This window comes from Arsukibacterium sp. UBA3155 (assembly GCA_002364615.1).
Classification (GTDB): Bacteria; Pseudomonadota; Gammaproteobacteria; order Enterobacterales; family Alteromonadaceae; genus Alishewanella.
This window is the reverse complement of record DEYP01000015.1, coordinates 239822-262676: the sequence shown is the minus strand read 5'-3', so window position 1 is coordinate 262676 and position 22855 is coordinate 239822. Positions and strand designations below refer to the sequence as shown.

Annotated in this window: 21 protein-coding genes; 18 read left to right on the top strand and 3 right to left on the bottom strand. The window is 52.3% G+C overall.

Annotation, left to right across the window (positions count from 1 at the left end):
* The first annotated feature begins 175 nt into the window (after nucleotides 1-175).
* Genes B2X65_RS06360 through B2X65_RS06275 form a run of 18 tightly spaced genes read left to right on the top strand, consistent with a single transcriptional unit; the run spans nucleotide 176 to nucleotide 20313 of the window.
* Entirely contained in the window at nucleotides 176-2782 is a 2607-nt protein-coding gene (locus tag B2X65_RS06360; protein WP_290611356.1) for a hypothetical protein, read from the top strand.
* Complete coding sequence (locus B2X65_RS06355; protein WP_290611355.1) at nucleotides 2783-3496, top strand: SH3 domain-containing protein; 714 nt, start codon at nucleotides 2783-2785, stop codon at nucleotides 3494-3496. It abuts the gene before it with no gap.
* A complete protein-coding gene (locus B2X65_RS06350) occupies nucleotides 3466-4107 on the top strand; it encodes an outer membrane beta-barrel domain-containing protein (RefSeq protein ID WP_290611354.1) in 642 nt (213 codons plus the stop codon). Before B2X65_RS06355 ends, B2X65_RS06350 begins: the two co-directional genes overlap by 31 nt.
* Nucleotides 4108-4123: 16 nt before the next feature.
* Nucleotides 4124-4633 carry a TlpA family protein disulfide reductase gene (locus tag B2X65_RS06345; RefSeq protein ID WP_290611353.1) on the top strand — a complete coding sequence of 170 codons (510 nt, stop codon included), beginning with the start codon at nucleotides 4124-4126 and terminating at the stop codon, nucleotides 4631-4633.
* Nucleotides 4599-4847: a DUF4266 domain-containing protein gene (locus tag B2X65_RS06340; RefSeq protein ID WP_290611352.1), complete on the top strand. Its 249-nt coding sequence runs from the start codon at nucleotides 4599-4601 to the stop codon at nucleotides 4845-4847. The genes B2X65_RS06345 and B2X65_RS06340 overlap by 35 nt, the downstream gene beginning before the upstream one ends.
* A complete protein-coding gene (locus B2X65_RS06335) occupies nucleotides 4834-5973 on the top strand; it encodes a DUF3570 domain-containing protein (RefSeq protein WP_290611351.1) in 1140 nt (379 codons plus the stop codon). Before B2X65_RS06340 ends, B2X65_RS06335 begins: the two co-directional genes overlap by 14 nt.
* A gap of 12 nt (nucleotides 5974-5985) precedes the next feature.
* Nucleotides 5986-6525, top strand: a complete 540-nt coding sequence (locus tag B2X65_RS06330) for an AraC family transcriptional regulator (RefSeq protein WP_290611350.1) — start codon at nucleotides 5986-5988, stop codon at nucleotides 6523-6525.
* A gap of 11 nt (nucleotides 6526-6536) precedes the next feature.
* Nucleotides 6537-8381: a hypothetical protein gene (locus B2X65_RS06325; protein ID WP_290611349.1), complete on the top strand. Its 1845-nt coding sequence runs from the start codon at nucleotides 6537-6539 to the stop codon at nucleotides 8379-8381.
* Nucleotides 8381-11302 (top strand): tetratricopeptide repeat protein, encoded by a 2922-nt coding sequence (locus B2X65_RS06320; RefSeq protein WP_290611348.1) that lies wholly within the window; start codon nucleotides 8381-8383, stop codon nucleotides 11300-11302. The genes B2X65_RS06325 and B2X65_RS06320 overlap by 1 nt, the downstream gene beginning before the upstream one ends.
* Nucleotides 11289-12095, top strand: coding sequence for a tetratricopeptide repeat protein (locus tag B2X65_RS06315; protein WP_290611347.1), 807 nt, complete (start codon nucleotides 11289-11291; stop codon nucleotides 12093-12095). Before B2X65_RS06320 ends, B2X65_RS06315 begins: the two co-directional genes overlap by 14 nt.
* A gap of 3 nt (nucleotides 12096-12098) precedes the next feature.
* On the top strand, nucleotides 12099-12428 hold the full coding sequence (locus B2X65_RS06310; RefSeq protein WP_290611346.1) for a hypothetical protein: 330 nt from the start codon (nucleotides 12099-12101) through the stop codon (nucleotides 12426-12428).
* 12 nt (nucleotides 12429-12440) lie between these two features.
* The gene (locus B2X65_RS06305) at nucleotides 12441-13100 is read left to right on the top strand and encodes a MotA/TolQ/ExbB proton channel family protein (RefSeq protein ID WP_290611345.1); all 660 of its coding nucleotides are present in this window, start codon (nucleotides 12441-12443) and stop codon (nucleotides 13098-13100) included.
* Nucleotides 13084-13608, top strand: a complete 525-nt coding sequence (locus B2X65_RS06300; RefSeq protein ID WP_290611344.1) for a biopolymer transporter ExbD — start codon at nucleotides 13084-13086, stop codon at nucleotides 13606-13608. The genes B2X65_RS06305 and B2X65_RS06300 overlap by 17 nt, the downstream gene beginning before the upstream one ends.
* Nucleotides 13605-14129 carry an ExbD/TolR family protein gene (locus B2X65_RS06295; protein WP_290611343.1) on the top strand — a complete coding sequence of 175 codons (525 nt, stop codon included), beginning with the start codon at nucleotides 13605-13607 and terminating at the stop codon, nucleotides 14127-14129. The genes B2X65_RS06300 and B2X65_RS06295 overlap by 4 nt, the downstream gene beginning before the upstream one ends.
* Nucleotides 14126-15061 (top strand): AgmX/PglI C-terminal domain-containing protein, encoded by a 936-nt coding sequence (locus tag B2X65_RS06290; RefSeq protein WP_290611342.1) that lies wholly within the window; start codon nucleotides 14126-14128, stop codon nucleotides 15059-15061. Before B2X65_RS06295 ends, B2X65_RS06290 begins: the two co-directional genes overlap by 4 nt.
* A gap of 17 nt (nucleotides 15062-15078) precedes the next feature.
* Complete coding sequence (locus B2X65_RS06285) at nucleotides 15079-16287, top strand: hypothetical protein (RefSeq protein ID WP_290611341.1); 1209 nt, start codon at nucleotides 15079-15081, stop codon at nucleotides 16285-16287.
* 2 nt (nucleotides 16288-16289) lie between these two features.
* Nucleotides 16290-18710, top strand: coding sequence for a LamG domain-containing protein (locus B2X65_RS06280; protein WP_290611340.1), 2421 nt, complete (start codon nucleotides 16290-16292; stop codon nucleotides 18708-18710).
* Between the two features lie 25 nt (nucleotides 18711-18735).
* On the top strand, nucleotides 18736-20313 hold the full coding sequence (locus tag B2X65_RS06275) for a general secretion pathway protein GspF (RefSeq protein ID WP_290611339.1): 1578 nt from the start codon (nucleotides 18736-18738) through the stop codon (nucleotides 20311-20313).
* 25 nt (nucleotides 20314-20338) lie between these two features.
* On the opposite strand, the gene B2X65_RS06270 is transcribed toward B2X65_RS06275, so the two are convergent.
* From B2X65_RS06270 to B2X65_RS06260, 3 genes are all read right to left on the bottom strand, one after another.
* Nucleotides 20339-21151 carry a substrate-binding periplasmic protein gene (locus B2X65_RS06270; RefSeq protein WP_290611338.1) on the bottom strand — a complete coding sequence of 271 codons (813 nt, stop codon included), beginning with the start codon at nucleotides 21149-21151 and terminating at the stop codon, nucleotides 20339-20341.
* Between the two features lie 126 nt (nucleotides 21152-21277).
* Nucleotides 21278-22201 carry an FAD:protein FMN transferase gene (locus B2X65_RS06265; protein ID WP_290611337.1) on the bottom strand — a complete coding sequence of 308 codons (924 nt, stop codon included), beginning with the start codon at nucleotides 22199-22201 and terminating at the stop codon, nucleotides 21278-21280.
* A 230-nt stretch (nucleotides 22202-22431) separates the two neighbouring features.
* Nucleotides 22432-22842, bottom strand: coding sequence for a hypothetical protein (locus B2X65_RS06260; RefSeq protein WP_290611336.1), 411 nt, complete (start codon nucleotides 22840-22842; stop codon nucleotides 22432-22434).
* Nucleotides 22843-22855: the final 13 nt, after the last annotated feature.

The following is a 22855-nucleotide window of genomic DNA, read 5'->3' as shown; positions in this document are numbered from 1 at the left end:
GCCTATTTGCTATTATTGCACAGCGCGCCATGATATCGCCGTAGCACTGCTGATCTGAAAAATTTTGTCTTGCCCTGACGTATAGCCAACGGTAATCTGATAAGCCTGTTTTTTACTTAAAAACATTTTTTTTTAACATTGTTGTCATCGCAGTAGGTGGCCGGTATTACTCATAATGATTAAACACACTTTTCTGTTACTGGCCTGTTTATGCGTTCTGGTAGGTTGTAATGCCGATATCAGCGTGCAGGACGAACCTAACGATCCGGTTGCTCAGGAATACCCGCTGGCATTTGTTGCCCGGCCCTTGCTAGATCAGGAAGGTAACCCTTATCAACCCAATTTAGTTGCTCCAGAGACATTTAATCCAGGCGCACAGCTATTTCTGAAACAAAATGCATTTGCTCAGTCGGCAGAGCGTGAGCTACTGGCTGATTTGTTTGCCGGTGCCCCATACGATGTTAAGGATCTGGCACTATCGCCGGATGGCGACACCCTGATATTTGCGCTGCGCCCGCCGGAACTGGAGGATGTACCAGAGGAATTGCAGCCGAGCTGGAGTCTCTGGCGCTATAGTCGTAGCAGCAATACTGTGGCACCGGTGATAACAGACCCGCTGCTGGCAGAGCAAGGGCATGATATCAGCCCGGGATTCCTGGCCGATGGCCGTATTGTGTTCAGTTCTACCCGTCAACAAAAAGCCCGGCAAATTTTACTGGACGAATTTAAGCCGCAGTACAGTGGCTTACATGAAGATTTACAGGGCCCCGCGTTTAACCTGCATGTGATGAATGCAGACGGTTCTGAGATTGAGCAAATTAGCTTTAACCTGAGCCATGACTTGTATCCGGTGGTGCTGGCTGATGGACATATTTTATATAGTCGCTGGGATAACCAAAGCGATCGCAATATGTTTAACTGGTATCAGATGCGCCCGGACGGTTCGGCCAATCAGTTAGTCTATGGCTGGCATTCTCATCAAACCGGTGCAGCGAACAGCCAGGTCGACTTTGCTAAACCGCTGGTATTGGCCAACGATGAGGTTGCAACATTGCTGCGCAGCCGTAACCAGCAGAGCTTAAATGCATTACCAGTTCAGATTGCGCTGGCACTGGCCAGCGATAACGAACAGCCGCTGTATCAGGAAGTACTTAATTTACCGGCGCAAGCGCCGTTGCTGCCCTGGAGCTTCGATAATTCAGGCCGGCCGGAGCCTGCGGGTCTGGTGCAGGATATTTTTGCCCTTAAAGATGGCTCAGAGCGGTTTCTGGTGAGCTGGTCGCCGTGCAGGGTAGTGGTGGATGAGGTGATTACCAGTTGTAATCAACTGGATGACCCGGCAGCGTTCCCGGCCGCGAGCCCGTTGTATGGTTTATGGCTGTTCGATTTAATTAAGCAGACTCAGGTACCGGTGAAACTTGGTGCTGAGCAACAATTGTTAAGTGATGCAGTGGTATTGCAGCAGTATACCCGGCCGGTATTTTTACCCGCCAACCCAGATGCTGATGCTGAACTGGTCGCAAATGGTGAAGCCATTTTAGATATTCGCAGTGTGTATGATATTGGTGGCGAAGCGGTTTTGCCGGTAGCACAGCTCGCTGATCCAATGCAAACCAGTGCCGCCGAGCGGCCGGTGCGCTATATGAGTCTGGTTCGGGGCGTACCTATTCCACCAGAGGAAGTACGTGAGGTACCTAATTTTGCCTTTGGGGTAAACCGGCGTCAGCTAATGCGTGAGCTGGTTGGCATTGTACCTGTGCAACCCGACGGTTCGGTCAGGGTAAAAGTGCCAGCCAACGTGCCATTGGCGCTGAGTTTACTCAATAGCGACGGCCAGGCGGTATCGCCACAGCATCAGCAGTGGATTACTCTGGCTGCTGGCGAAACGTTAAGTTGTAATGGTTGCCATGCGGCCAATAATACCCGCCCGCACGGCAGGGTCAGTGGCGAGTGGCCCAGCATTAACCCGGGCCCGGCCAGTGCAACGTCCGCGTTTCCTAATGCCAACCCTTTACTACCACCTAACGCCGGTGAAACTATGGCCCAGACCATAGCGCGACTGCTGGGTGAGCAAACGCTCAGTGCCGGTTTAAAATTTGAAGATATCTGGACCGATCCGGCGTTACGGCAACCTGATCCGAGCGAACAAAATCTATTTGCTGATCTTCTGACTACTGCACCGGTTGGCCTTGAGTGTTTTGACAGTTGGCAGGCTGCCTGTCGCTTAAGAATTGATTATCCAACCCATATTCAGCCATTGTGGCAGCTCGATCGCCGTCAGTTTGATCCGATAACCAGCGAATTACTGCGCGATAACACCTGTGTCAGTTGTCATAGCCGCACAGATGCTGCAGGCAATTCCACAGTGCCGGCGGCACAACTGGAGCTGACCAATCAGGCCTCCGATATTCAGGCGGAGCAGTTTGCCAGTTACCGGGAATTGCTCAGCAACGATAATGAGCAAGAGGTTATCGGTGGCGTGCTGGTTGATCGTCTGGTTCAAGCGGTAGATGGCAATGGCAATCCGGTATTTTTACGGGATGCCGATGGCGAACTCATTCTGGATGAAAACGGCGATCCGATCCCGGTAATGGTTACCGTGACGGTAGCACCGAGCATGCGGGTCGCTGGGTCACGTGCCAGCTCGCGGTTTTTCCAGCAGTTTACGCCAGGTGGCAGTCATCAGGGCTATTTGTCATCAGCAGAGCTGCGGCTGTTAAGCCATTGGCTGGACATGGGCGCACAGTATTATAACTCGCCCTTTGCCGTGGAGCCTGACTAGATGCGTTGGTGCGCTACGTTACTGTTTTTTGCTTTGGTTGCACCGGTGCTGGCACAACAGGTATTGGTGCAAAAGGACTACGTTGATTTACGCACCGGGCCGGGTCGCGGTTATCCGGTAGTTGAAGTAGCACTGAAAAGCGACAGTCTGCAATTGCTGATGCAGCGAACGGGTTGGGTAAAAGTGCAGTTTCGCCAGCATCAGTTATGGCTCGCCGCGACCGATCTGGATTATTTATACCTGCCAGGTGCTGAGCAAAGCATCACGGCACTGTGGCAGGCCGACCAGGGCCAGCGCCACTGGGAGCTTGGATTGGCAGCAGGCGATTTTGCCGGCACCAGTTATTACCAGCTAAGCGGCAGTTATTTGTTTTCTGACGTTATAGCAATAGAACTGAGCGCCGGTCAGGGCAGTGGCCAGCAAGCCAGCAGCCAGCAGTATCTGCTGCAACTGAGCGTCAGCCCCTGGCCACATTGGCAGGTGTCACCTTATGTGGCGTTAGGCGGTGGCGTACTGTTAACCCGGCCGCGCACCGTATTAGTGCAAACCGAGGAGCGCACCAGCCCGCTGGCAACAATGGAAATGGGTTTGAACTATCCGCTAACCGAGCGGGCACAGGCTACTTTGCGTTATCGCAGAGCGCTGGTCAGTACTGACCGCGATATTAATGAAGAGACGAATACATGGTTAATAGGCTTACGTCTGGCATTTTAGTCAGCGCTTTATGGTTGTTATCCCCGCTGGCGCTTGCACAGCAACCGGGCGACAGCAATAGCAGAATTGAACCGCAAATAGAGCAGTCAGAGATCATTCCTGCACGGTTGGATACGGAGAATTTTGTGATTGCCCTGCGTGGCGGAATACTGGCGATCGAAGACTTTGGCAGCAGTGGCCTGGGCGCATTGCAGCTGAGTTACCATATTAATGAAGATTTATACATCAGTGCCGAATATGCCATGGCTAAAGCCGGCCTGACATCGTACGAGCGGTTAAGTGGCGCGGCGCCGCTGTTAACTGACAGTGAGCGCGAGTGGCTTTATTACGGCGCTGAGCTCGGTTATGTATTGCTGCCCGGCCAGGTTTACCTTGGCAGTAATTATGCGGTAAATACCGGTTGGTCGCTGTTTGCCGGAGCCGGTAATGTCGATTTTGCCGGTGACAAAGTATTTGCTTTTAAAGTTGGCAGTCAGTTTCGCGTGTATGTAACTGACTGGCTTGCGCTTGATTTAGTGGTAACCGACTATGTGTTTGAAACCACTATTTTAGCAGAGCAGAAAACGACTCATAACCTTAATGTGGCGCTGGGTCTTGCGGTCTATTTTTAACTAATGGGAAAGTAGTATGAAAACACTGTTATTAGGTTTGTTGTTAACTGTGCTGCCATTAAGTGCCCAAAGTGCCAGTGCTATTGCCAATAATAGCGCCGGTCAACGTGCTGCAGCGCCTGACTTTACCCTCAAAGCCTTAAGCGGCGTTAATCTGCGTCTGGCTGAGCAACGTGGCGATATTATCGTACTGAATTTCTGGGCCAGCTGGTGTGGCCCTTGTATTCAGGAAATGCCAGAGCTGGATAAGCTGGCCAGTAAATATCAACCGTTGGGCGTGCAGATCTGGGGCGTAAATGTCGAGGCAGATAGCAGTGCCGCCCAGAAATATCTGAGCAAAACCCGGGTTGAGTTTCCGATCCTGTTTGATACCGAAAACAGTGTGTCTGAAAGTTATCAGGTACAGGCCATGCCGACCACGGTAATTATTAACAAAGACGGTGATGTGCATAGTGTGCACCGCGGTTACAAGCCTGGCTACGAGCAAAAGTATGAAAATGATATTAAAACCCTGCTACGCAACTAAACTGCTGGCGGCTGCCCTGATGCTGGGCACGCTGGCGGGCTGTGCCAGCATAGAACCCTGGGTTAAGCCCTATGAGCGGGCAGAGCTCGCTGATCCGATTATGGCATTTGGCCGCCATCCGGTTGCGTTACAGCACAGTGCTCATGTGCGGGATTCGCGCGAGGCCGCCAAAGGGGCTGATGGTAGTGGCGGAGGCGGTTGTGGCTGTAACTAGGTGGTGGTTAGCGACGCTGACGCTGTTGCTGCACAGTGGCATCTTGTCAGCTGCAGTGCTGCCCGACAACCGGGTTGACCTGATGCATCACAGTTATCAGGGCGGTGGGGTATCCATCGATGGTCCGGCATTAATGCTACGTAGCAAAATAGGTGAGCAGGTATCGGTATCGGGTTTTTATTACGTGGATACCGTATCCGGCGCCTCAATTGATGTCGTCGCTACGGCGTCAGCCTACAGTGAAACCCGGATTGAAAGCCGGGTGGGCGTAGATTATCTGACAGGCAACAGTATCTTGTCGTTAAATTATGCACAAAGTGACGAAGATGACTATAACGCGAAATCTATCTCATTGGGTGTGGCACACGATACCTTTGGTGGCATGACCACCCTGAGCTTAAATGCCGCGGCAGGCAATGATGAAATCGGCCGCAATGGTGATGAGAGTTTTAGTGAAGAGCTGCGCCGCTACAGCTACAGCCTGGGCATTACCCAGGTACTGACCACCCGCTGGATAAGTGCTCTGAATGCTGAAGTGGATATGGAGCAGGGGTTTTTAAATAACCCTTATCGTAGTGTGCGTTACCGTGATCCGTTAGCAGAGCTTGGTTATGGCTATCAGTTTGAACGCTACCCCAATACCCGCAACACCTTTGCACTGGGGCTGGTGAATAAATTTTATTTACCGTACCGGGCGGCACTGACTGCCTCGTTGCGGCATTATCAGGACAGTTGGGATATTCAGGCGTTTGATGCCGAGCTGGAGTATGTGCATCCGTTTCGGGAGCGCTGGGTTTTCGACAGTCATGTGCGCTGGTATCAGCAAAGTCAGGCATCTTTCTACGCTGACTTATTTCAGTTTGCCAATCAGCAGAATTTTATGGCCAGAGACAAAGAGCTCAGCGATTTTAATAACCTGAGCCTGGGTGTTGGCGTCAGTTATCGCTTTGCCAGCTGGTCGTGGTGGCCGGCAGCCAAACCAGAGCTTAACCTGGAATGGGATCACATCCGGTTTAATTATAATAATTTTCGTAACGTCACTGTCGCCGACACCGAGGCAGGTGCCGAGCCGTTGTACCGGTTAACTGCAAACGTGTATCGGGCTTTTTTCAGTGTTTATTTTTAGTGGGGTTGCAGCATGAGATTTCAGTTTATTAACACGGCGTTGTTTAGCCTCCTGCTTCTGGGGTGGCCAGCACTGTCAGTATCTGCCGCCGATAGCGCCGAAACGTCGGCTCAACAGCAACTGGAGCAGTTAAAACAGCAGGCGATTGCCCTGAACCGTGAGCTGTTTATTCTGGAAGAGGAATTACTGTTTCCGCCACAAACTCAGCTGGCAGTTTTTGTGTCGGTTGATGCCGGCAGCTTGTTCCAGCTAGACAGCATAATATTGAAACTAAATGACGAGTCGATTGATGCCCATCTGTATACGGCCAGTGAACTGGCAGGTTTGCAACGGGGTGCCATTCAGCCGTTATATAAAGGTAATATCCGGGCCGGTGAGCATACCCTTACCGCGGTATTTGTTGGCAAGGGCCCGCAAGACCGGGATTATCGGCGGGCCGTCAGTCACCGTTTTACCAAAGCCGACGAGGCGATGTTACTGGAGTTGAAAATTTCAGACAGCAGCGCTGATTATCAACCTGATTTCAGTGTGGAAGTATGGTCCGGCAACTGAGCAGCACCTTGATGAAACGCCTGATAATGACGCTGTTGCTTGGGTCAGGTGTGTTGCTGCCTGCAGCGGCTGAGCCGTTATTGCAAAGTGAAAAGCAATACCGGCTGGCAGCATGGCATTTTTATCAGGATGATTATTATCAGGCGTTACTGCGCCTGTCGATGGCACCAGAGGATGCAGCAAAAGCCAGCTTGTTGCAGGCGGGCTTGTTATTGCAACTGGATATGCCTGCGGCGACCGCCAGTTTACTAAAACAGTTATTAGATGATCAGACGCTCAGTGGTAAGTTGCCCCGTCAGTTGCGCAACATCGCCTTATTGCAGTTCAGCCGTTATCAATTTGAACAACAACAGCCTGAGCAGGCAAGGCACTACCTTAAACAGCTTACTGCACCGCTGGATGAATTAACCGGTCAGGCAGAGTTGTTGCAACAGCTGCTAAGCTGGCCGGCAGCAACTTCAGCGGATACCGGGGTGTTTGACAGGCTGGCTGGTCAGAGTGAATTACCTTATGTGGTGATTAATCAGATCCTGGCATTGCGCCAGCAACAGCAACCCGGGCCAGCACTGGCGTTATTAACCCGGCTGCGCAGTCAATTACAAGGTGAGTCGCAGCCAGGCTTCTGGCAACGGCTATTTAGCTGGGGTGCCGCCAAACCAATACTTGAGCGCGATGATGAGCGCCAGGCGCTGGCCGATTATCTGCAGTTATTGCAAGCCGGATTATTCGTCGACCAGCTGCAGTGGGCTGATGCACAACTCGTGCTAAGCGAATTTGCCAGTAACAGCGTGCTGACCTTATCTGCCATGATGTTATACCGGGATGTGCTGACGGAGAACCGTCAGATCCCCGAGCTGTTAGCGGTTTTGCAACAACTTATCGCCCGCTATCCTTATGCGCCTGCCAGCTGGCTGGCTGCCCACCAGCTCGGCAATCAGTTTGAACGCGCTCTGCAACAGCAGGATGCACTGGCAGCGTATCGCTGGGCCGATCAGTTCTACCAGCAGCAACTGCTTGCCAACAATGAACATGCCAGGCTGGTGCAGCTGCCACAGCTGACAAGTGCTGATACGCTGAGCGGTTGGCAGCAGTACCAGCTGCGCCAGCAGGCCTCGTTATTTCAGCTGAACAACCAGCTTAGCAGCCTGCAACAACTGCAGCAGCTGCAAAAGCACCGCTTAAGCAAGATGGCGCGCCTGGCTGAGGTGGTACAAATTAAACTGGATCAGCAGCAACAATTACTGACCAGCTCTGTGCCAGGGTTAACAGCAAAACAGCAGTCATTGCAGCAGCAATCAGCACAACTGGCCAGCCTGATAGCCAAAGCACAGCAGCAGCCAATGGCCCGGCATTTATGGCGGGACGACACCGAACAGGAATATGCCCAGTTGCAACGTATGCTAAACAGAGCTCAGGACAGGGTAATAACCTTGACGGCAGCGGGCCGGGATGTCAGTGATGCTGAAATACGCTTAGCTCGCCTGCACGGTATTTTACAATGGCATTATCAATACAACAGCGCTGAACGCAATTGGCAACTGAGCAAACAGCAACAACAGCTGAGTGCGCAGTTGAACGCCGTGGCTGTGGCACTTGGCCGGTTAAGCTCGTTGGACGGTAAAACAGAGCATTTATTGCTGCGCCAACAACAGTTGGCCACGCTGACAGTGCAGGAAAATCAGTTTTCTGCTGAACTGACACAGCAACAGCAACAGTTACTGGGCCAGTTAAATCATGGCTTGCAGCAGCTGCGCCTGCAAGAGCGGGAGCAACTGCTGGAGATGCGGCGCCTGAATACGCAAGCAATTGCCCGGGTAATGGAGCAGGTATTGCTGAGCTCACAGGAGGCTCAGTGATGCAAAGAGTAATGCAAAAAGCAATGCAAATTCCGATGCAAGCAATGCCAGTAAGCCGTCGCATTATGGTCGTGTCATTACTTGCTATCAGCGTTTTGGCAGGATGCAGCAACGCGCCGGATAAAACCGTACGCCGACCCACCCTGGGTGAATTGGCGGCGTTTAATCAGGACGTATTACCCGCGCCTGAAAAGGTTACCGCCGCGCAGTTACAGCAGGTTTATCAGGAATTGCTGGCGTTGGCGCCGGCAGCAGGTGTAAGGCAAAAAGTACTATACCGGCTCTCGCAGTTAAATACTCGTGCGTTGGAGCTGAGCGAACTGAGCCCGGAAGCTGAACAACAGGCGTTAGCGGCATTAATTGCTGAGTACCGGGCGTTGCTGCAACAGTTTCCCGATGATCCCAATAATGAGCTTATTCATTATCAGTTAGCGCGGGCGCTTGATTTAACCGGTGATAGCCCGGCAGCACAGCAGCAGATGCAAGTGCTGTTGCAACACTATCCGCAAAGTGACTTTGCCGCTGAGTTATGGTTTCGGATCGGTGATATTTATTATAGCCAGAGCTATTATGAAGAAGCGCTCAATGCCTTTGCGCAGGTGCTTGCACTGGCCGGGCCTGAACTGAGTCAGCATGCCCTGTACATGTCAGGCTGGAGCCAGTTTCAGCTGCAACAATACGCTTTCGCCGATGATGCGTTTTTACAGGCGCTGGATTTAACCTATCATCAGCGCTTAAGTGAAGACGAGCAGCAAAGCCTGCGCCAGGAATTACAGCGCATACTAAGTATTTCATTAAGTTATCAGCAGCAGGCCGACAGTTTACTGTCGCTGTTAACACGGGCGCCGTTTCGCGATGGTCCGCCAGAACAACGGCCGGTGGCCTATCAGGCGGTATTATTTCAGGCGCTGGCTGATTTCTTATTTGAAAAAGAGTTGAATCAGGCGGCGTTGGAAAGCTACCGGATATTTATTGCGTACCAGCCTTTAGCGATTGAAGCCGCCAGAATGCAATTACAATTGGTACAGTACTATCTGGATTATGCCGAGCGCGACAATGCAGAGCTGGCGCAGCAGACCTTTATTACACTTTTTGGTCCGGCAACGGCTTTCTGGCAACAAGCCCGGCCACAAGAGCAGGCAGAACTGGCACCGCAGCTGGCACAATATCTGGATTATTTTGGCCGGCGGATCTATCAGCAGGCACAGCAAGCGAGCGCTGAAGCAAAACCGGCGGTGTATGCCAATCTGGTGCAATACTGGCAACAATTATTGCTGGTACAGCCGTTGTTAACAGCTGAGCAACGCGATGACGACTTATTATGGCCCGATGACGTGCGGTATTTGCTGGCACAGGCGCTGGCCGGTAGCGGTGACCGCGTCGCGGCGTTAGCGATGTATCAGCAATTAGGTTACCCCTCGGCACCATTAACGGCCCGCAGCTTTACACAAGAAGAAGCGGCTTACCGGGCTCTGCTGTTAAGTGAAGTGCTGGCAAAAGAGCAAAATGCCAGTGCCTCGGCCGCAGAGGACTGGTGGCAGCAGCAGAATCAGTTTGTCCGCTGGCATAGTAGTCACAGCGCTGCGCAGCAGGTTGCCTTAAATCAACTGACTGAGATTTATCAGCAACAGAATTATGTTGAGGTTGCCAGCTATGCCAGCCGGGTAACCGACTGGCCTCATCCAGAACAAAGCCAGCAGCCGTTAGTTAATGAGGCATTGTTTATTGTTAGCCAGAGTGAGCTGGCACAGGGCGACTATGCCAGGGCCGAACAGAGCATTCAGCAGCTGCTTAAGGTGTATCAGGCACAGAACCGTGCAGCCGGTGATAATACGCTTGCCGCAAGCCGGATTACCCTGCTAAGCCAGCAACTGGCATCGGCGGTCTATCAGCAAGCCCAGCAAACCGGTTTAAGCAGTGCCGAGCAACTTGCCAATTTACAGCGGTTATTAACTTTACCGGAGTCGGAATATCATCAGAGTGCGGCGTATCAGCAAATTAGTTTATACCTGGAGCAGCAGCAACTGCCAGAGGCAATAACACTGATGCAGGCTTATCAGCAGCGCTACCCGAACAGTGCTGAGCAGCAGGCCATTACCACGGCGATGTTAAACAGCTATGAGCAGCTCGAGGATTGGCAAAGTGCCGCGGATTTAATCAGTAAGCAAGTCGCACAATTGCCGGCAGGTACCGAGCAGCAAGCACTGTTATATAAGGCCGCAGGGTATTACTGGCAAGCAGATAACAGTGAGGCGGCACGCCTGGCTTATCGCAGTTATGCGAATCAGTATCCGCAGCCACATCTGCCTGCTCAGGAAGCGCGTGCCCGGCTGGTCACCTTGTATCAGCAGCAAAATGATCTGAGTCGCCGTAATTTCTGGTATCAGCGAATTGTTACTGCTGAACAGCAGCTGACGGGTAGCACGGATGCTGGCAGTGAGCGCAGCCGCTATCTGGCAGCTGATGCTGCGCTGCAGCTGGGCCTGCACAACAGCATGTTATTTGATGCGGTGAGCCTCAGACAGCCACTGCGGGATAATTTAAAGAAAAAACAAACCCATATGACAGCCGCTATTGAACTGTTGCAAACCAGTATGAGTTGGCAGGTTGCTGATTATTACAGTCAGGCCCAATACCAGGTCGCTAATTTGTATCAGCAAATGGCCGCAGCGCTGCTGAGTTCAGAACGACCCAAAGGGCTCGACCCAATGTCACTGGAACAATACGACTTGCTGTTAGAAGAGCAGGCCTATCCGTTTGAAGAGCTTGCCATTGAAATTTATCAGCAAAATGCGGCGTTGGTGGCACAACCTTTATATGACGTCTGGATTGAAAAAAGTCTGAACAAACTGGCAGAGCTTTCTCCGGCGCGCTACCGCAAACCTGAGGTTTACCTGGAGCTTGCTGATGAAGCTTACTAAAGCATGGCGTAAAACAACACTCTTTAAAACAACAGTGCATAAAACAAAGTGGCAGCCTGCCATGCCCGTCGCAGCGCGCTCAGTGCTTGCCTTGCTGATGATGCTGTCGCTGAGCCATTGTGCGCAGTTTAGCATGTCGCAACGTGAGCCAGTCGCCGAGTTGCCCGCCGCCGGTGAGCCGCCGCAAGCGACTGAACAAGCTCAACCAGAGCAATCAAAAGCTGCCCAACCGGTTGGAGAAACCGACGGCAAAACGGCCATTACGGCGCCTGCATCAGAGCTTGAGCCAGTGCCTAAGCCAGAGCCTAAGCCAGAGCCTAAGCCAGAGCTAAGCGCTGAATTTCAGCAGGCGTTTGACAGGGCCAAGCAACAGCTGCGCGCAGAAGATTATCAGGGCGCTGCTGCTTTATTAGCATCGTTGGCTGAGGCGTTACCCGATGCCGGCGGCATTCATTACAATCTGGCGTTATGTTACTGGAATTTGCAGCAAACCGAACAGGCAACAGAGCAATTAACCCAATTGCTGGCGCGCCAGCCTGGCTATGTAGAGGCGGCCAATTTACTGGGCGTCATCGCCCGCCAGCAAGGTAATTTTAATCAGGCCAGGCGTTACTGGCTGGATGCCCTGGCACAGCAAAACGATTTTGCCAGTGCCCATAAAAATCTGGGGTTTTTATATGAGCTTTATCTGGGGCAGCCCGCTCAGGCCCGCTACCATTATCAGCAATACCAGCAGCTAACCGCCGATCCGATGGCGGAAGCCTGGTTAACCTTGCTCGAGCAACAGGAGTAACAGATGAAATTTTATCTGATTTACCAAGTAAGCCTTGTGCTGACATTACTGTCAACGTTGACACACGCCCGGCAAGCTGAGCCAGAAACGCAACCTGCAGCAACGGTTCGGGTAGATATCAGCACCACAATAAGCGGCAATCAGGAGCAGCCACGCACGTTGTACGTGTTGCCCTGGCAGGATAGCATTGCCCAGATCCGTATTCCGGCGCCTGACATTAATGTGGCCGAGCAACCGTTACAACCGCTCGACCGCCAGCAATTTTTACGTTTTATCGAGGCGCAGTCGCTCCACCAGCAAAGCGCCGATACAGCATCATCAAAAAATAATTAAGAGGTTTACAGCATGGAATTCGTCAACAGCATAGTGCGGTTTTTGCAGGAAGGTGGTTACTTTATATTTCCCATCGCCTTTATTCTGATCCTCGGTATCGCCATTACCGTCGAGCGCTGGTGGTTTTTACGCTCGGTGTATGCCAGCAATCAACGGGCCTACCGTGAGCTGCAACCTGCTATCGCGGCTGCAGATACCAAAGCGATTTTGCAACAGGCAGAAACCAGACAAACGCCGCTTAGTTTAATGCTGGCCAGTGGCGTAAACCGTTTAACTTCGTCGCACCGGCGCGAAGATATGGAATACGCGATGGAAGAAGTGGTGCTGGAGTACAGCCTGCGCTTGCAAAAACGGACGCCATTTTTAGCCACGCTGGCTAATGTGGCCACCTTGCTGGGCTTGCTCGGTACTATTGTTGGTTTAATTGCGGCCTTCTCTGCAGTGGCAAACGCCGACCCGTCAGAAAAAGCCAGTTTGTTATCTTCCAGTATTTCAGTTGCCATGAATACTACGGCTTTTGGTCTGATGACGGCAATTCCGTTGGTTTTTGTCCATGCGCTGCTCCAGAGCAAGACGGCCAGCATTGTCGATACCATGGAAATGGCCGGCATTAAGTTGATGAACAGTATCGGACAACGTTTTACGGGTGGCCGGGATGATAAGAAAGCATAAAGTTAGCCAGAACGAGGCTGAGCTCGATATTACCTCCTTTATGAATCTTATGATTGTATTGGTGCCGGTGTTGCTGCTTAGCCTGGTGTTTACCCAAATCCGGGTGCTGAATATTCAGCTACCGGCGCAAACTGAGCAGCTGATGCAACAAGAGCAGGACAATCCGCAAATCCTGGAATTAGAGCTGCAGGCCCAGAAGTTGCGGTTAAATTATCCGGCGGGTCAGTTGCTGCGCGAGTTTGCGCATAATGAGCAGGGCCAGCCTGACTTTGCTGCGTTATCGGCATTTTTGCAGGATCTAAAGCTAACCTGGCAACAGCAGCAAATTGAAAAGCGCGATATCAGTATACTTGCGCCGGAAACGCTGGATTACCAGACACTGGTCAGCGCGATGGACACAGTACGATCGTTTAAAACGGTGGTGGCAGCGTCCGTGGTTGATGCGGAATTGTTTCCGTTAATTTCGCTGGGCCAGTTGCCGGCGGAACACAGCGGGGGGAGCGAATGAAGCAGTCATTTCGCGCTAAGCGGATGTTAAAACAAAATAACCGTCTGGCACAAAGCTCTAAGTTAAACCTGGTGGCGCTGATGGATATTTTTACCATCCTGGTCTTTTTCCTGATGGTAAATCAATCTGATGTGGTAGTGCTGCCAAGTAATAAAGACATGAGCCTGCCGCAATCGATATCAGAGCAACTGCCACAGGAGCAAGTACTGTTAACCGTAACGGCCAATGGCATTTTAGTGCAGGGTAAACCGGTCTGGCGTGGCGACTGGCAACAGGCACCCGAGGCGTGGCAAGCGCCGTTAACGGCAGCGGTGACTGAGGAATTGCAGTATCTTGCCAGCCGGGCAGCGCCGCTTGCGAAAGAGCAACAGGCGATTGGTCGTCCAGTTACCATTCTGGCAGATGCGTCAACCTCTTATGCCGTGTTACGCCGCTTAATGGCAATTTGTGCCGCCACCGAGTATCGGGATGTCTCACTGGCGGTAGAGCAACGCAGCAGTGCGTTGGAGGCGACCCCATGAGTACGCTAACCTGGCATGCTGGCGCTGGCTGGCAAAATGAAGATCAGTTTTTCAGCAAGGTGGTGCTGGCCGGCCTGGTAGTGTTGGTGCTGTTGTCGATAGCCGTACCGCTGTATCACGTGCCCGAGCGCAGCCGGGCGCAACTGGAGCAATTACCGCCCCAGCTGGCACGGGTAAGGTTAGAAGAGCGGGAAATTATTCCACCAGAGCCGATTGAGCTGCCAGAGCCAGAGCCGGAACCGCTGCCAGAGCCGGAGCCTGAACCTGAGCAACAGGTAGTAGAGGCCAGCCAGGTGACCCAGGAACAGGCCCGCAGTCAGGCACAGCAAGCCGGCTTGCTGGCCATGCAGGACGATCTGGCTGCGCTGCGTCAGACCTTTACGGTTAATCAGCAGGCACCACAGTTACAGCGGGAAGGGCAGCAAAATACCGCGACACCGGAACCAGATTTAATTGCCAACCCACAACTTGCTAAAACAGCTGCCAAAGCGGCGGCGGCAGTCAGTTCTGATGTAGCCCGTGCGGATTTAACCCGCGCCCAGAACACGACGCTTGCTGATGCTGAGCTTCGCGGCCTGGCCTCTGCCGCACCTGCCTCAGGTAACACAGGCAGCGGCAGCGCGAATGATCCTGCCAGTCAGGGCGGACGCTCGGAAGCCAGTATTCGCCAAACACTGGAAGCGAACAAAAGCAGTTTATATACCCTGTACAACCGTGCCTTACGCGCCAATCCACTGCTTAAAGGTAAGGTAGTGTTTGAGCTGATAATTAATCCGGATGGCAGCTTGCAGCAGGTGAAAATTGTTGAAAGTGAACTCAATGATGAGCGCCTTGAGCGGCAGTTACAGCTGCGCTTACAGGCCGTAAATTTCGGTGCAGCGGATGTCTCGCCGACCCGTTCGAAATGGACAATCGCGTTTTTACCCGGCTAGCCGGGCAGGAGAGAAATATGCAAAGCTTTATTAAGCCACTGGCCCCGGGCCTGCTGGTTACTGCACTTGCCATGGTGTTTAGTGGTGCATTGTCTGCCGGGCCATTGGAACAAGCCAAGCGGTTGCATGATCGGTTGGCGGGTGTGCCCGCTGATGCCGTTACGTTGCAGCAAATGACGGATTTGATTGCACAGGGCGATGCCGATGGTGCGGCAGAGCTGGCCATGCAGCATCCCGATTTTTATCGCACCACGTTAAAATTGTTTGCCACCCCCGCCACTAACCGTGATTTAGATATATTTGAACCACTAAATGATTACAGCGCCACCATTATTGGCCTGGTGCGGGACAACGCTGACTTTCGGCAGATATTACAAACCGACGTGTTATATGTTGGCGCCGACAGTTTAGGTTTGCCGCCCTATGCGCCGGATAACAACGCCCATTATCAGGCGCTGGATCAACAGGGAATTGATTTGCAACAACACCTGGAGCCCCGCGCTCAAAGTACGTTACTTGGTATCCCGGCACAAGCCAGTGCCGGAGTCATGACCAGCCGCGCTGGCGCCAAAGCGTTTTTCTACCTGGGTACTAACCGGGCCATGTTGCGCTTTACCCTGATGAGCCAGCTGTGTACTGATCTGGAACCGTTAAAAGATACCAGTACGGCGGCCGATAGGATCCGCCAGGATGTCAGTCGAAGCCCGGGTGGTGACAGCCGGATTTTTCATAATCGCTGCATCGGCTGTCATGCGGGAATGGACCCGTTGGCGCAGGCGTTTGCCTATTATGATTATCAGTTTACCGACGAGAACGGTGACAATGGCCGGCTGTTTTATCAGCAAGAGGGTACCAATAACAGCCAGACCGGTAGCCGGGTTCAACCCAAATATCATATCAATGCCGGTAATTTCCCGTTTGGTTATAAAACCGAAGACGATCGCTGGCAAAATTATTGGCGGGCAGGGCGCAACCAGTCGCTGGGCTGGGACAACAGTTTGCCCGGTGAGGGCAATGGCGCGAAAAGTTTAGGCCAGGAACTGGCGCATTCGGTTGCTTTTGCACAGTGTCAGGTTAAGAAAGCCTTCGAAACCACCTGCCTGCGTCCGCCGGAATCGCTGGCCGATGTTAATCTTATTCAGCAAACCAGCGAGCGCTTCAGCCAGACCGGTTATAACTTAAAACAAGTGTTCACCGACACTGCCACTTACTGTATGGGAGAGTGACCATGAGAACTTCGCTGCTGGTTTTGCTAAGTATCTTGTTAATAGGTTGCGGTGGTGCTGAGGTTGAGCAAAATCCGCCACCGCCGGTGCAGGACAATACCAACAACTATAGTGGCCCTGCGCCACAAACCGCTGATGTGCAGGAATTTAAAATAAATCTCTGGGACAACCTGGTGGCCGACAATCGCTGCGGCAGTTGTCACCAGCAAGGCAATACCTCGCCGTTTTTTGTGCGCCGGGACGACATTAATCTGGCATACAATGCGGCATCACCGCTGGTCAATTTAGCCGATCCGGCGCAGTCGTTGATGGTGCAAAAAGTTGCAGGCGGCCACAATTGCTGGTTAAGCAGTAACACGGCGTGTGCCGACACTATTACCCAGTGGTTACGGAACTGGGGTAATACTGCCGGTGCAGAGCAAGCTGCGGTGACACTGGTGGCACCGGTGATCCGCGACCCGGGCGCCAGTAAGGCGCTACCTGAAAGCCCGGCGTTATTTGCCGCTGAGGTGTATCCGCTGGTTCGCCAGTATTGCGTTAATTGTCATGCCCCCGATGCGTCGGTGGCGCAGGCGCCGTTTTTCGCTGCCAGCGATGTTGATGTTGCGTATCAGGCCAGCCGCAATTTAATGAATCTGGACCGCCCTGAGTTATCACGTCTGGTCGCCCGTTTGGGTGGCGAGTTCCATAACTGCTGGTCAGATTGTGCCAGCGATGCTGCGGTAATGCTGGCGGCGGTAACGGCCATTAGTGATGCGGTGCCCGTTACAGAGCTGGATCCACAACTGGTGCCGTCTAAAGCTTTACGCTTAGACGATGGCGTCGTTGCCTCCAGTGGTGGTCGCTACGAGAGTAATCAGATTGCCTTTTATCAGTTTAAAGAAGGCCAGGGCAGTCAGGCGTTTGACACCTCTGGGGTCGAGCCGGCTGCAAACCTTAACATACAGGGCGATTTTGCCTGGTTAACCGGATGGGGGCTGCAGATTAACAGTGGCCGGGCGCAGGCGAGCACCCAGAGCAGTGCCAAGCTTGCTACGTTAATTGGCGCCACCGGCGAGATGACAGTAGAAGCCTGGGTTATACCGGCTAATGTGGTGCAAGAGGGGCCAGCCGCCATTATCAGTTATGCCGGCAGCGCCATCAGTCGTAACTTTACCCTGGGCCAGAGCCAGTATAATTACGATTTTTTACTGCGCAGCGCCAGTAGTAATTTTGCCGGTATGCCGGCACTAAGTACCGCCGATGCAGATGAATTACTGCAAGCCAGTTTACAACATGTGGTGTTAACGCAGGACCCGGTAAATGGCCAGCGTATTTATGTAAACGGTGAAGACAGTGGGGTTCAAAGCGAAGGCGCCGCCATTAGTAACTGGGATGACAGTTTTGCTTTAATGCTGGGCAATGAAGCAGATGGCAGCCGGCAATGGCAAGGCAGTATTCGGTTACTGGCCATTCACAACCGGGCGCTGACACCGGAGCAAATTGCCCAGAATTTTAGCATTGGGGTGGGACAGAAGTTCTATCTGCCGTTTGCTATTGGCCATTTAATCGATTTACCACAGACTTATATCGTGTTTGAGGTGGCGCAGTTTGATAATTATTCCTACCTGTTCAGCCAGCCATATCTGATTAACCTGGATGGCGCCGCGTTGCCTGCCGATTTATTAATCAGCGATATGGGCCTGGCGATTAATGGCCGGGAAGTGACATCAGGCCAGGCCTGGATCCGACAACAGTTTAACTTTGCCAGTGGTACCAGCCTGACTGAGCCGGTGGTAATGTCTGAGCTGGGGACCATTATTGCCAGCGAAGCGGGGGCGGCCAGCGATGAGTTTTTCCTGTCGTTTGGTCAGATAGGTAGCTTTAATAACGTGCGCACCCAGCCGCAATTTGCACTGCAGCAAATCAGCCAGGCGAACACTGACAGCAGTGAGCTCGGTATCCGGCCTTTTGCGGCTATTCATGCCAGTATGAGCCAGTTGACCGGCATCTCTATGGCGACACCGGCGGTAGCGAATACCTATCAGACCATCACCCGCCAGTTGCCAGCGCTTAGCAATATGGAAACCTTTATTTCAGCCCAGCAAATGGCGATTACCCAACTGGGTATCGCCTATTGTAATGCAGCAATTAATAATACCGTGCTGCGAAGCGAGTGGTTTCCGGCAGTTAACTTCAATGCCAGCCCGAGTGAGGCGCTTAGCCCGGCGAATCGCGATGGATTGATTAGTCCGCTATTAAGCCGGTTTGCGCCATTGCAGCCGGCATCGGCCCTCTCTGATGCCGATGGCCGGGCAGAGCTGAATAATCTTATTGACCGGTTAAGCCAGTGCAACGGTACTTGCGATAGCCAGCGTACTCAAACAATTGCCAAAGCCGCCTGCACTGCAGTGCTGGCCAGCGCCCAGATGCTGGTTTACTAATGCTGGTAAACCAAGGAGCTTACTGATGAAACTGAAAAAAGCCTTACACCCGGATGCGCCCTTATTACACGCGTGCCACAGCCGGCCGGTAACCCGGCGCGATTTTATTGCCTGTGGCCTAAGTGTGGGTGCGGGTATTCTGACTACCGGTTCGGTATTTAGCTTGTTTGCCAACCCAACCAAGGCCTTCGCTGATTTATCTCCCGATCTGGAGCTGTTAAAAAATCAGTGCGGTATTAACGTTGAAGGTGCGGGTAAAATACCTTTTATCTGCTTCGATTTGGCCGGTGGCGCTAATATTGCCGGCTCTAATATCCTGATCGGCGGGGCAGGTGGTCAGCTCGATTTCCTGTCTACCCAGGGCTACAGTAAGCTGGGGTTACCCGCCGATATGGTGCCCACCGCCGTTAATGCAGCCAACCCCGCCGGTGGTTTTGTCAACGATCAGTTGGGCCTGGCGTTTCATAGCGACTCACAAATGCTGGCTGGTATATTAGAACGGACCAGTATGGCGACTCAATCGATGACCAATGGCGCAGTAATGCCGTCCCGCTCTGAAAATGACACGGGTAACAATCCGCATAATCCGATGTTTGCCATTGCCAAAGCGGGAGCCAATGGCTCGCTAATGCCGCTGATTGGTTCTCGTAACTCAGACTCGGGTGCGAACTCGATGGCGCCGGCCGAGTTTTATAATCCGGAGTGGCGGCCAACCAAAATTGACCGGCCCAGTGATGTCACCGGTCTGGTCGATGTCGGCGATTTATTCGGCTTGCTGGATCAAAATGATGCCGTCGCGGTCATGGAGTCTATTCAGCGCTTAAGCGACAAGAAGCTGGCAAGAGTAAACACCGGTGTCACCCGCGATGAAGTAATTAAAGAGCTGGTCAGCTGCGGCTATGTCAAAAGCGCCGATCTGGCCGATCGGTTTGGTAATCCGGCCACGCTGGACCCGGCAGCAGACCCGGATATCGTTGGCGATGGTGGTATTTTCAGCAGTGCCGAATTTAACAGCGATGCCGAATTCCGTAAAACGGCCTCAGTGATGAAACTGGTGGTTAACGGCTTTGCCGGAGCCGGTACCGTGACCATTGGCGGCTATGATTATCATACCGGCGAGCGGGGCACGGGTGAGCTGCGTGATTTAAGGGCCGGGCGCTGCATCGGTGCCTGTCTGGAGTATGCCGCCAGGCGCAACCAGCCGCTGATGATTTATTTATACTCTGATGGCTCGGTAGCCAGTAATGGCCGGATTGATGACAGTGTCAATGGCCGTGGCAAGGGCGAGTGGACCGGCGATAATTCGTCAACCGCGGCTTCTGCTATTCTGGTGTACAACCCTAACGGCCGGCCAGCCTTGCTTGGTGGCAGCCCGGCAGAGCAGGCGCGGCATCAGCAGATTGGCTTTATGCGCCCCGATGCGTCGGTAGAGACCGGCTCGTCAATGGCGGCGAATAACGTGAACTTGCTGGTGCAAACAGTCATGCTCAATTATCTGGCGTTACATGGCGAACAGGGCCGGTTAGCCGAGGTAGCACCTTTTCATGGCTTAGGTAATGCCGCCAGCCAGGATCGGTTAACCGCGTTTGCGCCTATCGTCTGAAGAGTTTTGCCAGATTAGAACCGCGTTAAAAGCGCGGTTGGGGCGGCGGCACGGCAAGCGCATTATCACGTTGCTGATAATGCGCCACAATGGCCGCCAGCTCGCCGTTGCTATGCAGGTTTTGCCAGGCGGTATTAAGCTTGTTTAGCTGTTCTTCTGACAGCGTTTTTCTATTAAAGCCAAAATAAACCGGGCCTTTATGAATGGCCAGCAGCGGTTGATAACGCATCGCTGTGCTGCTGTGTTCACTCTGCCAGTAGCGCAGCACAGAGATGTCCTCCAGCACGGCATTCACTCTGCCGGCATTTAATAAGGCGATTTTGTCGAGATTGTTAGCAATATACACCAGCTGTCGTTTTAAACCGGGCTGGCGTTGCAATCTGGCAAACGCTTCACCGTAGTATGCCCCTTCCAGCATCGCGATAGCGGTAAGGTCTACTTCTTCGGTCAGTTGTTCAATGTTGGTTAATGCCGGAATAGCCTCAGGATCGGCCACCAGATAAATTTGTTCCAGATGGTGTGGCCCGATAAAGGCAAAATGCTGTTGTCGCTGCACGCTGTAGGTCAGGTGGCTGACCAGGTCCAGCTCACCTTTATCAATCATGCGCATGGCTCTTAACCACGGGCTTTCCACCAGAATAATGGTGCAGTCAATTTCGCGGGCAAGCCGCTCTGCCAACTCAACACTGAGGCCGCTCCAGCCCGTGTCAGTTTTGATAATATGCGGTGGAAAATGGGTTTCCACCCCCAGGCGCAATGTGCACGCGAAAACCCGGGCCTGGCCAAGTGCTGTCAGCATACTGATTAAAACAATAATCTGTGTTGCCTTTGTGCGCATCGGGTTTCCAGTTAAATTATTATTATTTAATTACGCCTGCGTCAGATAATTTTGTATAAACTTTACACAGCCAAGCCAGTATAAAGCGCTTTGTCCTAACTGGAAATAGCTAATTTTACTCGTTATTTACTGTGCCAGGCCAGAGGTGAAATACAATTGATGCTCACTGCTGATAAATATCGCTTCAAATTCGCTCTGCTGTTCAATAAAGGGCATACCCCGTTCCAATCCCATCACAAACAAGGTGGTCGACATGGCATCGGTGCGGGTGCTATCTGGCCCCAATACGGTTACGCTCATCAGGCCGGAAGGGCTCTGGCCACTTTTAGGGTCGAGTATATGATGGTAGCGCACGCCGTCTTCAATAAAGAAGCGCTCATAATCGCCGGAGGTGCTGATGGCGCTATCGCTCAGGGGCAGCTGTGCCACGATCCCTTCATCTTTTCTGGGGTGTTTTATTGCCACCAGCCAGGGCCGGCCACGTTTATCACCCAGCAGGCGGGTATCACCGCCGGCAGTAACCAGTGCATGTTTAACTCCGGCGCTGGCCAGAACGCCAATGGCTTGCTCAACTGCATAGCCTTTGGCGATACCGCCTAAATCAATTTTTACCCCTGTTTTAGCAAACTGTACCTGATTATCTGGCAGCAGTTTTATCAGCCGGTAGTTAATAAGTGGGCGCTGGCTGTCAAGCTGCTCGGTGCTGGGCTTAATTTTTTGCCGGTAATCATAACTAAAGCCCACTGAGGCAAAGCTGATATCAAAAGCGCCATCACTAAGCACAGCTAATTGCTCTGCCTGTTGCAATAAGCGATAAAATTCAGCACTGACGGTAACCTTGCCGCTGGCGGCTTCCCGATTAAGCAAACTCAGTTCACTGCTTGCAATGTAGGGGCTCATCAGCTGGTTAATCCGCTCAAACTCGTTTTGCACCGCAATAAGCAAATCTTTACCCAGCTTGTCGTCTTCTGACCACAATTCAACATACGCCTGGGTGCCCATGGTCTGAAACGGCAGCCGGTGCCACTCTGCCCAGGCAGGAGCTGTCATAGCGGTTATCAGCAGCACGACAATAAGGTTAACGCTAAGAGCAAGGCGGTTTAGGGTCACAACAGTACCGACGCAAGTATCTAATAGCAACATTGTTGCAGAGGCCAGCGTTTTACTCAATGCTGGTGAGTTAATTGGCTTTTCGCTAATATCTACGCCAAATGTGGCTAACGCTTAAAATTCAAGACCTGAGGCCGTATCTTAATACCTGTGTGTCCCGTAGCTGCATGTTATTGAAGCGGTTTTTGAAGTTCTGTTTCCAACCAAGCTAGCAGCATGTCACCATCTTTGTCGATTCGGATCGGCATCATTAACTCTTTAGGATGATATCGGACCCCCGCATACACAGAGATACTGTTTGCAACAATTGCCACTGCCTTGCAACCTGCATGCTGCAGTTTGACATAACTTGACATCATCTCTGTTATGGCATTCTCGGCAATTCCGGCAGATTTATCGGGCTTTTGAAAAAGTACCCATTCATCCAGGTAAGATACCAGTGCCAGAATATCATCAGTAAGTTTTCTGACACCTTCGATGTTAAACCCTTGAGAGTAATTGCAGTGAATAATCTGACCATCAACAGACAAGGAATAATTGCCATGTGGGGCGCCTCTATGCATTACTTTAGGACCGTCCATCAAAAAGATTTTG